Here is a 14739-nt window from a genome sequence, read left to right as displayed (position 1 = left end):
AGAAGAAGTACATAGCTCAAACCTAATGGAGTACAAGCTTACGAGGCAAGTTTTCTTAAGGAAACTCAACAGATGCTTACGATGTAAGTTTTCCAAAGAAAACTCTAAGGAGGTAGTCGTTATATGGAAAAAACGTTTTTGATGGTAAAGCCTGACGGCGTGCAGCGTGGATTGATCGGTGAAATTGTAAAGCGCTTCGAACAGAAAGGCTTTCAACTAATCGGCAGCAAGCTGACGATGGTATCGAGAGAGCAAGCCGAGTTTCATTATGCCGAGCATAAAGGAAAAGATTTTTACGACAGACTCGTTAATTTTATTACGTCCGGCCCCGTTTTTGCGATGGTGTGGCAGGGGGACCAAGTGATTCCTTTATCGCGCACGTTGATCGGCAAAACGAATTCACTGGAAGCAGCGCCGGGTACGATCCGTGGCGACTATGCCGTACATACGAATTTAAATCTCATCCATGGCTCCGATTCACCGGAAAGCGCTGAACGCGAGATCGGCAATTTCTTCAAAAAGGACGAAATCCTTGACTATACGAAAATCATTCAACAGTGGATCTAGCAATGAAAACCTGAGAACCTGTCATCTTTTTGGATGCAGGTTTCTTTTTTTTGTCGGGTTTTGAAGGAATTTGGCAAGGTTTGCAAGAATGTATGGTACTTAGACAATAACCAAGGCAGGTGGGCAGCATGGAAGAAGATCAGGATTTTTTGTTTTTTATTAAAAAAGTAAAAGAACATACGTCCATTGATCTTGCTCTTTATAAAGAAGCGCAAATGAAAAGACGTCTGACAACATTGCGAATGAAACGTGGCTATCAAACGTTCGCCTCTTTTTTTGATGCCATGATGAAAAATAAAGAACTCTTTTATGAATTTCTGGATCGGATGACGATCAATGTATCCGAGTTTTGGCGGAACCCGAACCGGTGGGAGCTTGTGGAGTCGAGGTTCGTTCCCGAGATGCTCAAAAAGAATCGCAGGTTAAAGGTTTGGAGCGCAGCCTGTTCAACCGGTGAGGAACCTTATACGTTAGCGATGATTCTGGCAGAGCAAGGAGCCTTGAGCGATGTCCATCTGCTTGCGACGGATATCGATGAAGGCGCGCTTGACAAGGCGCGTAAAGGGGTCTATCTTGATCGTTCGCTGAGAGACGTTCCTGAGAAGTATGTGAAGAAGTATTTTCGTCAAGAGCAATTGATGTATCATGTATCGGATGAGCTGAAAAAGCAGGTTAAATTTCAAAAGCAGAACCTGCTGGTCGATACGTTCGATATCGGATTTGATTTGATCGTATGCCGCAATGTGATCATCTATTTCACGGAAGAAGCGAAGCATGTGCTGTATCAAAAATTTTCGAGAGCGCTGAAGCCGGGTGGTTTGTTGTTCGTGGGCTCGACGGAGCAGATTTTCTCCCCGGGGCAATATGACTTGGAACCGGCGGATACTTTCTTTTACCGCAAAAAGGGTGTATAAGAAATCCCATATTTTCCAATACTAAGATGTAGCATAACTCAGTGACGTTGATTAGATCTAGAAATAAACTGAAGCAAACTCTTAGGGGGCTCTTATGGACAAACGCAAAGTGATTACCGCTTATCGCAGGGGAATGATCTCCATTCAAGAATGTGCGCAAATTTTGGGAGTGGATTCATCGCAAATTATGGGCTTGATGAATGACCCACAATTGGCAGAACTTCCAAGAGTTGTCCAGAAGCAGCCAATGCACGGGTAACCTATGCTCCTGAGCAGATGCCAACACGCTTGCGGTTAAGGGAAAATCCCTTAGAGGCAAAGCGTGTTTTTGCGTTTGTGCTGTTGCCAAACAAGAGTACCTATACTATAATGACTTAAAGATAATCGCGCGTCAAAGCGCTAAAGCGTTTGGAAGCAAATGCAAGCTGCTATAGGAATACGTTCAGCTTGCCAGAACTTATAGGCTAATGTTTCACCAAATTATAGGGGGTAACGGATTGTGAGATATTTAACGGCAGGAGAAACACATGGACCGCAGCTCACTGCGATTATTGAAGGGTTTCCAAGTAATGTAACCCTGAACTTTGAGGATCTGAATTTTCAATTACATAGACGTCAGAAGGGGTATGGCCGCGGTCGCCGGATGCAGATTGAGAAAGATACGGCGACAATTGCCGGCGGTGTACGCCATGGCAAGACGACAGGCGCTCCGATCGCGCTGGTCGTTGTCAACAATGACTGGAAGCATTGGACTTCCGTAATGGGCATCGAGCCGGTTGAAGAGGATAACGAAGGCAAACGCCGCGTGAACCGCCCTCGCCCCGGACATGCCGATTTGAATGGCGGTCTCAAATATAATCAGAAAGATCTGCGCAACATTCTAGAGCGCTCAAGCGCCCGCGAAACGACGATGCGCGTAGCGACAGGGGCAGTTGCACGCCAATTGCTGGCGGAGTTCGGAATCAAGGTTGCCGGGCAAGTGATCCGTATCGGGGATGTGGAAGCACAGCGTCAAGAGCTGCCGATCGACGATCTCATTCGCATAACGGAGGAGTCGCCGGTGCGCGTAGTGGATAAAGACGCGGAAGCGAAAATGATCGCGGCGATCGACGCAGCCAAAGAAGATGGCGATACACTTGGCGGAATCGTTGAAGTAATCATTGAAGGCGTGCCGGTCGGACTTGGCAGCCACGTGCAATGGGACCGCAAATTGGATGGCAAAATTGCGCAAGCGGTTCTTTCCATTCAAGCGTTCAAAGGCGTGGAATTCGGCATTGGATTCGAAGCCGCCGAGCGCAGAGGATCGAATGTGCATGACGAAATTTTATATACAGAGGAAACCGGCTTTAGACGCAGAACGAATCGTGCAGGCGGATTTGAAGGCGGAATGACGACAGGCGAGCAAATCGTTGTTCGCGGGGTGATGAAGCCGATCTCTACGCTGTACAAGCCGCTGCAAAGCGTGGACATTGACACGAAAGAAGTGTTCACCGCACAGGTTGAGCGTTCAGACACTTGCGCCGTCCCGGCTGCGGGCGTCATTATGGAGAACGTGATTGCATGGGAAGTTGCGAATGCGTTCTTGGATAAATTCGGTGGAGACTCCATTGAGGAGATTCATGCGAACTTAACCAACTTTTTGAAACAAGTGGAGAGCTACTAAGATGAGAGAGCTCACGGTAGAGCTTGGAGAACGGTCTTATCCCATTTATATCGGTCAAGGCATTCTGAACGATATCGCGTCTCTATTCGACCGCGCGAAGCTCAGCCGCAAGTCGCCGCTGCTCGTGGTCACCGACAGCGAGGTGGCTTCGCTGCACCTGGAGCGCGTCATGGCGCTGCTCCAAGAAGGCGGCTTCGCCGCGACGGCCTGCGTCGTTCCCGCAGGCGAAACATCCAAATCCCTCGCGCAGCTCGAGGGAATCGTGACCGACGCCCTCCGGGCGGGCCTTGATCGCAGCTCTGCGATCGTGGCCCTGGGCGGAGGCGTCGTCGGCGATCTCGCCGGCTTCGCAGCGGCGAGCTTCATGCGCGGGATCCGCTTCGTGCAGATCCCGACGACGATCCTTGCCCACGACAGTTCTGTCGGCGGCAAGGTAGCCGTTAATCATCCGATGGCGAAGAACATCATCGGGGCGTTCCACCAGCCCGAGCTCGTTCTCTTCGACATCGACTTGCTCTTGACCTTGCCGCCGCGCCAGGTGAAGGCGGGCCTCTCCGAAGTGATCAAGCACGGCTTGATCTGGGACGCAGCTTTCACGCAGTGGTGCGACGACAACGCAGAGAAGTTGTTGTCTCTTGATCCTGAAGCGCTTAGTTACGCGCTTTACATAGGCTGTAAAGTAAAGTCGATCGTCGTGTCCCAAGATGAACGCGAGAACGATTTGCGTGCGATTCTAAATCTGGGCCACACAATCGGCCACGCCTTGGAAGCTGTCGCCGGTTACGGCGAGCTGCTGCATGGCGAAGCGATTTCCATCGGGATGGTTGGTGCGGCTAAGCTTGCTCAGCAGTTCGGATATGCCGAGGAGATTCATCAAGTCACCAAAGGCTTATTCCTGAAATACGGCTTGCCGGTCGCCATTCCGTCTCATTTGGACACGGATAGCATCATGAGCGCGATGATGCACGATAAGAAATTTAAAGAAGGCACGATGGTCTATATCATTCCTACGGAAATTGGCAAAGTTGAAATTCGTAAGGATGTTACCGTCGAGCAAGTCAGACAAATTGTCGAGCTTCTAAAAGGGGAGAGTTAGCCGATGTTTTGTAGGGGAATTCGTGGTGCGACGACGGTTGAACACAATGAAGCGGAAGAAATTTTAACCGCGACCGGAGAACTGCTTCATGCCATCGTAGAGGCGAATGATTTTCGTCCGGAAGATATTTGTTCGGTTTTTATTACGGTGACAGAAGATATTACGGCGACCTTCCCGGCACGGGCTATTCGCACGATGGTTGGCTGGGAATTGGTTCCGTTGATGTGTTCGTTGGAAGTTCCGGTTGAAAACTCATTGCCCAAATGTATCCGCCTGATGGTTCAAGTCAACACAATGAAGAGTCAAGCGGAAATCAACCATATTTATTTGAAGGAAGCCAAAGCGCTTCGTCCTGATATTGTTAAATTGACAAATGAAGCTGCGCGGTAGTATAGTGGAGTTAGATGAGTTTAGGTAAGTAGAGTAGAGCAGAGTTTAGTTGAGTAGAGCAGAGCCCAGATGAGATGAGAAAGAGAACAAAGGATCGTATGGAGATGGACACGACTCATTCGGAGACGTCTGTTTTCTCATACATACCCAAGTTTCTTTTTGCATACTCTTCTTAATCTTCTACATTTAACTAAAAGCCAACCTCTACTTCGGTAGAGGTTTTTTGTTATTCAATTAGAGTTTGGAGCGCCTCGGCAAACAAGGGCAGGCTCTCAAGCTGAGAGGGGATGTTACCATGTATACACCTGAAATTCAAGAAGTGATTCGACTGGCCAAAAATAATAACCTCATTCCTGTGGTGCGCCATCTATTAGCGGATACGGAAACCCCGATTCGTGTGTTTCAGCACTTGTACCAAGAAAAGCGTGCGTTCCTGTTAGAAAGCGTGGAGGGCGGCGTGAAATGGGCCCGGTATTCCTTCATTGGAAGCGATCCGTTCCTGATGATTAAGGCTAAGCATGGGAAGACGGTCGTTGAAACACAAACCGAGACGAAAGTTTCTGACGAGAAACCGATCGATGTGTTGAAAGCTTACCTAAGATCCTACTCCAGCCCTCAGCTTGCGGACTTGCCGCGTTTTACAGGCGGCGCTGTCGGATTCTTTGGATACGATCTTCTGCAATACTATGAGAAGCTGCCTGCTCATCAAATTGATGACTTGCAAATGAATGACATTCAGTTCATGTTTTGCGATCAAGTCGTCGTTTTCGATCATTTTAAACAGCAGATCAAAGTCATTGCCAACGTGCATGTGCCGCCTTTTGCAACGGATGCGGATATTGTGAAGGCCTACCATGCCACCTGCCAAAAAATCGATGCGACGATTGAGAAGATCAAGCGTCCGCTCGGAACGGAAACGATGACGCACAACCCGATCGTATCGGAGCCGGAACTCGGCGAGATTCGTTCCAATATCACGAAGGAAAAGTTCATTGCCAACGTCAACAAAGCGAAGGAATACATTCGTGCCGGCGATATTTTCCAGGTTGTCCTGTCCCAACGTTTTGAGATGGAAACGGCTGTTTCGCCCCTTCAGGTGTACCGGGTGCTGCGCACAATGAACCCTTCTCCTTACATGTATGTCCTCAAAATGGATGATGAGGTCGTTGTCGGAACATCGCCGGAATTGCTTGTCCGGGTTGAAGAGGAGAAGGTAGAGACGCGTCCGATCGCCGGCACAAGACCTCGCGGCAAAACGCCTGAAGAGGACTTGGCGCTTGAGAAAGAGCTGCTTGCCGATGAGAAGGAGCGCGCTGAACATTTGATGCTGGTCGATTTAGGCCGTAACGATATCGGCCGCGTATCGGAATTTGGAACGGTGAAGTGCGATACTTTCATGGATGTTGAACGCTATTCGCACGTCATGCATATCGTTTCCAACGTTTCCGGAAAAATAGCGAAGGACAAAGATTTCTTCGATGCCTTTCTTTCCTGCATGCCTGCAGGGACGGTGTCTGGAGCGCCGAAACTGCGAGCAATGGAGATTATTGCTGAGCTGGAGCCAGAGGCGCGCGGTACGTACGCGGGAGCCATCGGTTATTTAGGATTCTCGGGTAATTTGGATACATGCATTACGATCCGCACGATTGTTTTCAAGCACGGCAAAGCCTATGTGCAAGCAGGCGCCGGCATTGTGTGGGACTCGGTGCCGGAAAGCGAGTACCAGGAGACGGTGAACAAAGCGACAGCTTTGCTCAAATCGATTCGGATGGCTGAAGCGATGTTCAGCCCTGAGCCTAGACCGGTAAGCGATATTAACAAAGATTACTTTGTTAACTCTTAAGGGAAAGAAGTAGAGGAGGATTAGCGTCATGAGTGGACTTAATCATATACAGCAAGCGCTCGGCAAGGTAATTAGCGGCAGCCACCTGTCCCGCGAGGAAGCGCGCGGCGTGATGTCGGACATAATGGAGGGGGCGGCGTCTCCTGCGCAAATCGGCAGTCTGCTGACGGCTCTTCGCATTAAGGGCGAAACGCTGGAAGAAATTACAGGATTTGCAGAAACGATGCGGAGCAAGGCGATTCAAGTCGAGGTGCTGCAGCATGATCTGCTGGATACTTGCGGCACCGGCGGCGACGGAGCAGAGACGTTCAACATTTCAACGACGGCGGCCATCGTTGCGGCTGCTGGCGGGATTCGCGTAGCCAAGCACGGCAACAGAGCCATGTCCAGCAAAAGCGGCAGCGCTGACGTTCTGGAAGCTCTTGGCGTGAAAATAACGTTAAGCGGCGAACAGGCGGCGAAATGTTTGGACAAAACGGGCATTTGCTTTATGTTCGCGCAAGCGTACCATCAATCGATGAAGCACGTGGCTGCTCCGCGTCGGGAGCTCGGCTTCCGCACGGTGTTCAATCTGCTGGGGCCGCTTACCAATCCTGCGGGAGCGGATCGTCAGGTGCTTGGCGTATTCGATCGGACGAAGACAGAGCTGCTCGCTCAAGCACTGCAAGCTTTGGGGCTGAAACGCGCTTTGGTCGTAGCCAGCGAGGACGGCTTGGATGAATTCAGCATTTCGGCGCCAACCAAAGTGACGGAGCTGAAAGCGGACCAGATCAGCACTTATACCATCACGCCAGACGATCTTGGCTTGCGGGCGCACAGCATTAAGGATGTTGGCGGCGGCGATGCGCTCTTGAACGCAGAGATTATCCGTCATATTTTTGCCGGCGAGAAAGGCCCTCATCGTGACATTGTGCTGGCGAATGCAGCTGCGTGCTTCTACGTGACAGGTCATGTCGGAAGTCTTCAACAGGGCGTTAAGTTTGCGGCTGATGTGATTGATTCGGGCCGTGCTGAACAGAAATTGAACGACTTAATCCAATATACAGGAGAACTATGCCATGTTTCTTGATAAAATTGTTGCCACTAAGCGGGCTGAAGTTGAAGCGATGAGCTCCTTTTCCATCGCAGAAGCGGAGAGAGCTATTTCGCAGCTCCCTCCTTGCCTGGGCTTTGAACAAGCGTTGACGCTGCGTAAAAATCGCACGATGGGTTTGATCGCCGAAGTTAAAAAGGCATCACCCTCCAAGGGCTTGATTCGCGAGGATTTTGATCCGGTAGGGCTGGCGGAGTCCTACGAGCGTGCAGGCGCAGATTGCATCTCGGTCCTTACGGATGTGCAGTATTTCCAAGGCAGCAACGCCTACCTGCAAACTGTCCGGCAAGCTGTCCGTGTCCCTTTGCTGCGGAAGGATTTCACGATCGATCCGAAGCAAATTTACGAAGCCCGTTTGATTGGTGCGGATGCGATCCTGCTCATCGCGGCGATTTTGACCACGGATCAAATGAAACAGTATTTGTCGCTAGCGAGCGACCTCGGTCTGGATGCGCTTGTTGAGGTGCATGACCGGGAGGAGCTGGAGCGGACGCTTGAATTGGATACGAGGTTGATCGGCATCAATAACCGGAATTTAAAAACGTTCGTCACCGATTTGAAAACGACGGAAGAGCTGATTCAATTCATCCCGGCAGGTAAAACAATTGTCAGCGAGAGCGGCATTTCCTCTGTTCAAGACATGGCATATTTAGAGCAAGTCGGCTCCCAAGCCGTGTTGATCGGCGAGCATTTCATGCGTCAGCCTGTTGTTGAGCAAGCGGTTCATGATCTGATGGGACCCAAAGTAAAAACAACGAATCAATTGGCGTAGAAAGAGGCGAAAAGAATGGCTGTAAGCACGATTCCAACCGTAAAAATCTGTGGACTTCAAAGCGTTGAAGTGTTAAAATCAATCATAAATTTGCCGATCGACCATATCGGATTTGTATTTGCCCCAAGTAAGCGCCAAGTCACGCCGGATAAGGCAAGCGAACTGATTTCGTATTTGAAAACAGAAGCTTCAAGAGGTATGTCCATACCGCTTACGGTAGGGGTATTCGTCAATCCGAGCAAAGAGCAGCTTACCGAAATTTTGGCTGCCGCGCCTTTGGATGTTGTTCAATTGCACAGCCAGGAGACTCCTGAGTTTTGCAGTTGGGTGCGTGAACATTTTGGGGTGCAAGTATTTAAATCGGTTTCGATTTCAAAATCGGAGAATAAAGTTCCTTCCTTGTCGGAAGTAGCTGCGCAGCTGGACCCGTATAGCGGATCGGTTGACGCTGTCTTGCTGGATACTTTTGACCCTGTCTATGGTGGAGGCTCCGGCAAAACGTTTGCTTGGGACTGCATTCCCGTTTATCAGGAATGGGCCCGTTTAGCAGGCGTGAAGCTGCTTGTAGCAGGCGGACTGCAGCCTGATAATGTGAATCAACTCGTAGAAGCCTACCGTCCTGACGGCGTAGATGTTTCCAGCGGCGTCGAGACGGATGGCGTGAAAGATATTGCGAAAATTACCGCATTTGTGGAGAGGGTGACCGGAAAGTGACGCAAGTACCAGATGAGCACGGCAGATTCGGCAAGTTCGGCGGCCGTTACGTACCAGAAACACTGATGAACGCACTGACTGAGCTGGAAGAAGCTTATAACCGATATAAGGATGACCCTGAGTTTATTGCCGAAGTTCGTTATTTGCAAAAGCAATATTCAGGCAGACCTACACCGCTTTATTATGCTGAGCGACTATCTGAACAGCTGGGCGGAGCCAAAATTTATTTGAAGCGCGAAGACCTGAACCATACGGGCGCGCACAAAATTAACAACACCATCGGACAAGCGGTTCTTGCGAAAAAGATGGGGAAAAAGAAAATTATCGCGGAGACAGGCGCAGGACAGCACGGTGTGGCGTCGGCAACGGTCGCTGCCTTAATGGGTTTCGAATGCAAAGTATTCATGGGAGAAGAAGATACGAAGAGACAGCAATTAAACGTTTTTCGGATGAAATTGCTCGGTTCGGAAGTCATTCCCGTAACTTCAGGCACTCGCACGCTGAAGGACGCGTGCAACGAAACGCTGCGCTATTGGGTCAGCAACGTTCAGGATACGTACTACATTCTTGGTTCCGTTACAGGGCCGCATCCTTACCCGATGATGGTGCGCGACTTTCAGCGTGTCATCGGCGATGAGTCGCGCGAGCAGATTCTGGAAACCGAAGGCAGATTGCCGGATGCCGTAGTTGCCTGCGTTGGCGGAGGAAGCAACGCTATGGGGATCTTCTACCCGTTTGTTCAGGATGAAACGGTTAAGCTTATTGGCGTGGAAGCCGCTGGACGCGGCATTCATACAGAAGAGCATGCCGCGACGATGACCAAAGGTTCACCCGGCGTATTCCAAGGCTCGCTGAGCTACCTGCTGCAGGATGAGTACGGGCAAGTGCTTCCGGCCCACTCCATTTCCGCCGGTTTAGACTACCCGGGGATCGGTCCCGAGCACTCTTATCTCAAAGATATTGAGCGCGCAACGTATTATCCGATCACAGACCAAGAGGCGCTGGATGCTCTTCAATTGCTGAGCCGCACGGAAGGCATCATCCCAGCCTTGGAGAGCGCTCACGCGATTGCACAAACGGTTAAGCTGGCTCCTACGATGTCCAAAGATCAAATTATTGTCGTCAGTCTGTCCGGACGCGGCGATAAAGACGTGGAATCCATTATGAGCTATCTTGGCACAGGGGAGGAATAAGTCATGAACCTGATTGATAAGCGATTCTCTGAGCTCAAAGAGCGGGGGGAAACGGCGATGATCCCTTTCCTGACCATCGGCGATCCTTCGTTGGAGGCGTCTCTGGAGCTTATACTTGAGATGGAGCGGGCCGGCGCCGATTTGATCGAGCTGGGCGTTCCTTACTCCGATCCGTTGGCCGACGGTCCAGTTATCCAACGCTCCTCGGAACGTGCGCTGCTGAGCAAAATAACGATTTTCGATGTGATCGATGTGGCACGCCAAGCAAGAAGCCGGGGTTCAAAGCTGCCGTTCATCTTATTCACTTATTATAATCCCGTCCTGCAAATCGGTCTGGACCGTATCTTCAAGACGATGCAGGAAAACGAAATCAGCGGAATTATTATTCCTGATTTGCCGCTGGAAGAAGACAGTGAAACGAGAGCGATTGCCGAGTCTTATGGGGTCCACTTGATTCCATTAGTAGCGCCGACATCGAATGAGCGCGTGAAGAGGATTGCGGCAGGAGCACGCGGATTCGTATACTGTGTGTCATCTCTGGGCGTAACCGGCGAACGCGCGGAGTTCTTCGGAGGGATCGAGGACTTCCTCTCCACCGTGCGCGAAGCCGCAAAGGTGCCGATCGTTGTTGGCTTCGGCATTTCCAACCGGGAGCAGGTCGAGCGGTTTGAGAAGCTTTGCGACGGTGTCGTAGTAGGGAGCGCCATTGTCCGTACGATTGAAGGCGCGCTGCATCATTTCAAGGAAGAAGCCGCCCATCCGCAAGGACTTCAGCAAATTGGCGGCTTTGTCGGCCAGCTAAAAGGCAAATAATGAAATCCCTCCGGACACCAGGTCTGGGGGGATTTTTTGAAATTACCTATTTACTGTTAAGCGTTAAAGCAGTACACTATTAGGTATTGAACATTGAGACATTTGTCTTAAAAAAGTGAACAAGACCCTATTCCTGCTGCACGGAAGGCGCCGTATTTTACAAAACCTTTATGTATGTGGGACAATTACAAGGTTCGGACAACTAATTGATGAGGTGGCTACCAATGAAACCGAAACAAACCATTGTACATTTGCCGGTCTATCAACCGGGTAAACCTATTGAAGAAGTGAAAAGAGAACTAGGATTAACAGAAGTGATTAAGCTCGCATCGAATGAAAATCCATTCGGCTCTTCGCCTAAAGTGAAAGCGGCGATCGAAGCGGAAATTGCAAACATCAGCTTATATCCGGATGGCGGAGCCGTTCAGCTGACAGAAGCCGTAGCCGAGTACCTCGGAGTGGCGACCAACCAGTTGATTTTCGGCGCAGGGTCCGATGAGGTTATTCTCATGCTGGCACGCGCTTTCCTAGTGCAAGGCGACGAAACGGTGATGGCAACTCACACGTTCCCGCAATATAAGCACAATTGCGAGATTGAGGGAGCTGTGTCTATAGAGGTTCCATTGAAAGATGGCACGCACGATTTGGACGGCATGCTGGCTGCAATTACGGACCGTACGAAAATCGTCTGGATTTGCAATCCGAATAATCCGACCGGCACGATGAATACGGATGCGGAAATCAAAGCATTTTTAGCCAAAGTTCCTCCCCATGTGTTGGTCGTTCTGGACGAGGCTTACTGTGAGTACAATACGACGGGACAATTCCCGGACAGCATCGAACTTATCGGCCAGTACCGCAATGTCATTGCCTTGCGTACTTTCTCCAAAATATACGGACTGGCGTCGCTTCGTATCGGTTATGGAATCGGGCATCCGGATGTTATTAGATCTGTCAATCAAGTGCGTGAGCCGTTCAACACGACTAGATTTGCGCAAGCTGCTGCACTCGCAGCTATTAAAGATCAAGATTTTATTGCCAGCTGCCGCGAAGCCAATACGTCAGGTTTGAATTACTTGACAGCGCAGTTTAACGAGATGGGATTACAGGCTTTCCCAGCTCATGGAAACTTCATTATGGTGAATGTAGGACGTCCGGCTGCCGACGTATTTAACGGTTTGCTGCGCAGAGGAATCATCGTCCGCGGCGGACATATGCTGGGCTTCCCTACATCCATTCGAGTTACGATCGGCTCCAGCGAGCAGAATGAGAAATTCATTGCAGCTCTGCAGCAGGTGCTCGCCGAGGTTGCTGTTCAAGCCTAATATAATTAAAAGGTTGATTTTATGACGAAAATTGCGATATTTGGCGTGGGCCTTATTGGCGGTTCACTGGCTTTGTGCTATAAAGGAAAACCGGATTTTACCGTTGTCGGCCATTCGCCGAATGGGAAATCGGTGGAGAAGCTGCTCAAACGGAACGTGGTTGACGTGGCAACGACTAGCATGGCTGAGGCAGTAGATGGGGCTGATTACATCTTTTTGTGCGTGCCCGTAGGGATGTTGGAGGAGTATGTACAGCAGTTGATGAAGCTGCCGCTGAAATCAGGGTGCATCATCACGGATGTTGGCAGTACGAAAGCTTCCATTACGGAAAGTGCCGAAACCCTTGTAAAGGAAGGCGTGTACTTTATCGGAGGTCATCCCATGGCAGGCTCCGAACGTCACGGCGTAGAAGCAGCTTCTTCGCATCTGTTTGAGAATGCCTTCTACGTGCTGACACCGGCTGAGGGAACGCCTCAAACCGAGGTCGATCGCTTGACGGAGCTGCTCAAGATGACGAAAGCGCAAGTCGTGCAAGTCGGCGCCCGGGAACATGACGATATCGTCGGCGCGATCAGTCATTTGCCGCATATGATTGCGGTTGCTCTCGTGAACCAAGTCAGAGGATATAATGAAACGAATCCGCTGTATCAGAATCTCGCAGCGGGCGGCTTCAGAGATATCACACGCATTGCGTCCAGCGAGCCGACGATTTGGCGGGATATTCTGGTCAACAACCGTCAGGTGCTGCTCAAGCTGCTTACCGATTGGAATATGGAAATTTCACGTTTTGTCGAGCTGCTGGAGAACAGCGATGGCGAAGGAATTGTTGAGCAATTCCGCATTGCCGGCGAGTTCAGAAGTCAACTGCCTGAGCGTAGAAAAGGCATGATTACGTCCCTGTTCGACATTTATGTGGATATCCCCGATCATCCCGGCATTATCGGTCAAATCACTACGCTATTAGGCAATGCGAGAATTAATTTGAGCAATATTCAAATCATTGAGAGCCGTGAAGATGTTCCGGGAATTCTGCGATTATCGTTCCGTAATCAAGAAGACGCGGACCGCGCAGGCGAGCTGCTCCAGGGTCCTTATGAGGTTCATGTTTGACCAAAGCTTGTGCCCAAATAAGCTGGTTTCTTCTCTTCCAAGACGTTGTAAGGAGGGAGGAACCAGCTTTTCTCTTATTCTATTGAAAGTAATTCTCAAAAAAAAAACTTCGTGCTATAATGACATCGTTCATATGTATATTACAAACTTCTAAGTGTGGGGCGAATGGAATGAAGATCTGGATGATGTTGAAAAGTGCGTTGATTGCTGTTATTATTTTTGTTAATTTTTTCCCCTCATTTGTAAGTGCGAACAATGTCATTTATTCCAAGGAAGTTGCCGTACTCGTGTATCACCACATCGATGATCAAGTGCAGGGCTCAGTGACGATCTCAACGAAATTATTTGAGCGGCAGCTTGGTGCGCTCCAGCGGCAGGGGTACAATTTTATTACGATGGATCAGTTCAAAAGTTTTATGAAAGACGGCGCCAAAATTCCGGATAATGCCATTCTGATCACCTTTGACGACGGGTATGAGAGCTTTTACACGCATGCCTATCCGATTCTCAAAAAGATGCGTATTCCAGCGGTAAATTTCGTTATAACGAAAGATTTGGACAACCCGACGGCAACTTTGCTGCCCTCCTTGTCCAGAGATCAAATCAGGAAAATGAGAAAAGAATTTTCGAGCATCGATTTTCAACTTCATTCCGATCAACTGCATGTTATGAAAGACGGCAAACCTGTGCTGAATAATAAATTGACGACGAACGGCGTAACCGAAACCGATGAAGAACTCAAGCAAAGAGTGATTTCGGATACCAAAACCTGCATGGCGAAACTTAGAGAAGTCAATGGAGCGAAGTCTATCGACGCTTACGCTTATCCTTTTGGAAGTTATGATGAATTTACAATTTCCTATCTCAATGAGGCAGGGGTTAAGTATGCGTTCACGACTAAGCCCGGTTTAACTTCCGCAAAAACGGATCCCATGCAGATACCGCGGATTAATGCAGGCAGCCCTTATATTCGGCCGCACTCCATCAACAATTTGATTAATCAATCCAAAAGGCAAAAGCTGTAAAGGCGCCAAACTCATTTTTTAAAAAGGCAGTAAACGTTTTCAAAATAGTCGTTGACAGAATGAAACCGTATACATATAATAAAAGTACAGTATGGTTTCTCTCCACTCCTATCCGATAATCGCACCATAAGTGCAGCCGCCAATTTGGCGGTTTTTTTTTTCTACAGCGGAATAATTATACAACTGAAGGTTTTCACCCCCTGTTTATCGAAGTAATAAGG

The 14739-nt window shown here is 49.5% G+C and carries 15 protein-coding genes; all 15 read left to right on the top strand.

What is annotated here, in order from left to right:
• Positions 1-123 precede the first annotated feature (123 nt).
• The 15 genes from ndk (at position 124) to AC3WRW_RS28125 (ending at position 14518) form a co-directional block, all read left to right on the top strand.
• Positions 124-567: a nucleoside-diphosphate kinase gene (ndk, locus tag AC3WRW_RS28195; RefSeq protein ID WP_492549544.1), complete on the top strand. Its 444-nt coding sequence runs from the start codon at positions 124-126 to the stop codon at positions 565-567.
• Between the two features lie 128 nt (positions 568-695).
• Complete coding sequence (locus AC3WRW_RS28190; RefSeq protein WP_492549543.1) at positions 696-1481, top strand: CheR family methyltransferase; 786 nt, start codon at positions 696-698, stop codon at positions 1479-1481.
• Between the two features lie 94 nt (positions 1482-1575).
• Complete coding sequence (locus AC3WRW_RS28185) at positions 1576-1740, top strand: hypothetical protein (protein ID WP_202556524.1); 165 nt, start codon at positions 1576-1578, stop codon at positions 1738-1740.
• Positions 1741-1980: 240 nt separating this feature from the next.
• Positions 1981-3144, top strand: a complete 1164-nt coding sequence (aroC, locus tag AC3WRW_RS28180; protein ID WP_492549542.1) for a chorismate synthase — start codon at positions 1981-1983, stop codon at positions 3142-3144.
• A 1-nt stretch (position 3145) separates the two neighbouring features.
• Entirely contained in the window at positions 3146-4240 is a 1095-nt protein-coding gene (gene aroB, locus AC3WRW_RS28175; RefSeq protein ID WP_492549541.1) for a 3-dehydroquinate synthase, read from the top strand.
• Positions 4241-4243: 3 nt separating this feature from the next.
• A complete protein-coding gene (aroH, locus tag AC3WRW_RS28170; protein ID WP_492549540.1) occupies positions 4244-4630 on the top strand; it encodes a chorismate mutase in 387 nt (128 codons plus the stop codon).
• A 295-nt stretch (positions 4631-4925) separates the two neighbouring features.
• On the top strand, positions 4926-6473 hold the full coding sequence (gene trpE, locus AC3WRW_RS28165; protein ID WP_492549539.1) for an anthranilate synthase component I: 1548 nt from the start codon (positions 4926-4928) through the stop codon (positions 6471-6473).
• 28 nt (positions 6474-6501) lie between these two features.
• Complete coding sequence (trpD, locus tag AC3WRW_RS28160; protein WP_492549538.1) at positions 6502-7542, top strand: anthranilate phosphoribosyltransferase; 1041 nt, start codon at positions 6502-6504, stop codon at positions 7540-7542.
• Positions 7532-8338: an indole-3-glycerol phosphate synthase TrpC gene (gene trpC, locus AC3WRW_RS28155; protein ID WP_492549537.1), complete on the top strand. Its 807-nt coding sequence runs from the start codon at positions 7532-7534 to the stop codon at positions 8336-8338. The genes trpD and trpC overlap by 11 nt, the downstream gene beginning before the upstream one ends.
• A gap of 15 nt (positions 8339-8353) precedes the next feature.
• Complete coding sequence (locus AC3WRW_RS28150) at positions 8354-9052, top strand: phosphoribosylanthranilate isomerase (RefSeq protein ID WP_492549536.1); 699 nt, start codon at positions 8354-8356, stop codon at positions 9050-9052.
• Positions 9049-10245, top strand: a complete 1197-nt coding sequence (gene trpB / locus AC3WRW_RS28145) for a tryptophan synthase subunit beta (protein ID WP_492549535.1) — start codon at positions 9049-9051, stop codon at positions 10243-10245. The genes AC3WRW_RS28150 and trpB overlap by 4 nt, the downstream gene beginning before the upstream one ends.
• A gap of 3 nt (positions 10246-10248) precedes the next feature.
• On the top strand, positions 10249-11058 hold the full coding sequence (gene trpA, locus AC3WRW_RS28140; RefSeq protein ID WP_492549534.1) for a tryptophan synthase subunit alpha: 810 nt from the start codon (positions 10249-10251) through the stop codon (positions 11056-11058).
• 224 nt (positions 11059-11282) lie between these two features.
• Positions 11283-12383, top strand: a complete 1101-nt coding sequence (gene hisC / locus AC3WRW_RS28135; protein WP_492549533.1) for a histidinol-phosphate transaminase — start codon at positions 11283-11285, stop codon at positions 12381-12383.
• A 21-nt stretch (positions 12384-12404) separates the two neighbouring features.
• A complete protein-coding gene (locus AC3WRW_RS28130) occupies positions 12405-13493 on the top strand; it encodes a prephenate dehydrogenase (protein ID WP_492549532.1) in 1089 nt (362 codons plus the stop codon).
• A 170-nt stretch (positions 13494-13663) separates the two neighbouring features.
• A complete protein-coding gene (locus tag AC3WRW_RS28125; RefSeq protein WP_492549531.1) occupies positions 13664-14518 on the top strand; it encodes a polysaccharide deacetylase family protein in 855 nt (284 codons plus the stop codon).
• The last annotated feature ends 221 nt before the right edge of the window (positions 14519-14739 follow it).

The organism is Paenibacillus sp. FW126-R14 (assembly GCF_058789495.1).
The sequence above is the reverse complement of the archived record's forward strand: the minus strand, read 5'-3'. Positions and strand labels throughout refer to the sequence as shown.

Excerpts from the sequence above, each read along its gene's own strand:
- AC3WRW_RS28190 (WP_492549543.1), top strand. The coding sequence starts at position 696 with ATGGAAGAAGATCAGGATTTTTTGTTTTTTATTAAAAAAGTAAAAGAA.
- ndk (WP_492549544.1), top strand. The coding sequence starts at position 124 with ATGGAAAAAACGTTTTTGATGGTAAAGCCTGACGGCGTGCAGCGTGGA.
- trpE (WP_492549539.1), top strand. The coding sequence starts at position 4,926 with ATGTATACACCTGAAATTCAAGAAGTGATTCGACTGGCCAAAAATAAT.
- AC3WRW_RS28185 (WP_202556524.1), top strand. The coding sequence starts at position 1,576 with ATGGACAAACGCAAAGTGATTACCGCTTATCGCAGGGGAATGATCTCC.
- AC3WRW_RS28150 (WP_492549536.1), top strand. The coding sequence starts at position 8,354 with ATGGCTGTAAGCACGATTCCAACCGTAAAAATCTGTGGACTTCAAAGC.
- trpD (WP_492549538.1), top strand. The coding sequence starts at position 6,502 with ATGAGTGGACTTAATCATATACAGCAAGCGCTCGGCAAGGTAATTAGC.
- AC3WRW_RS28125 (WP_492549531.1), top strand. The coding sequence starts at position 13,664 with ATGAAGATCTGGATGATGTTGAAAAGTGCGTTGATTGCTGTTATTATT.
- trpC (WP_492549537.1), top strand. The coding sequence starts at position 7,532 with ATGTTTCTTGATAAAATTGTTGCCACTAAGCGGGCTGAAGTTGAAGCG.
- aroB (WP_492549541.1), top strand. The coding sequence starts at position 3,146 with ATGAGAGAGCTCACGGTAGAGCTTGGAGAACGGTCTTATCCCATTTAT.
- hisC (WP_492549533.1), top strand. The coding sequence starts at position 11,283 with ATGAAACCGAAACAAACCATTGTACATTTGCCGGTCTATCAACCGGGT.
- aroH (WP_492549540.1), top strand. The coding sequence starts at position 4,244 with ATGTTTTGTAGGGGAATTCGTGGTGCGACGACGGTTGAACACAATGAA.
- trpA (WP_492549534.1), top strand. The coding sequence starts at position 10,249 with ATGAACCTGATTGATAAGCGATTCTCTGAGCTCAAAGAGCGGGGGGAA.
- AC3WRW_RS28130 (WP_492549532.1), top strand. The coding sequence starts at position 12,405 with ATGACGAAAATTGCGATATTTGGCGTGGGCCTTATTGGCGGTTCACTG.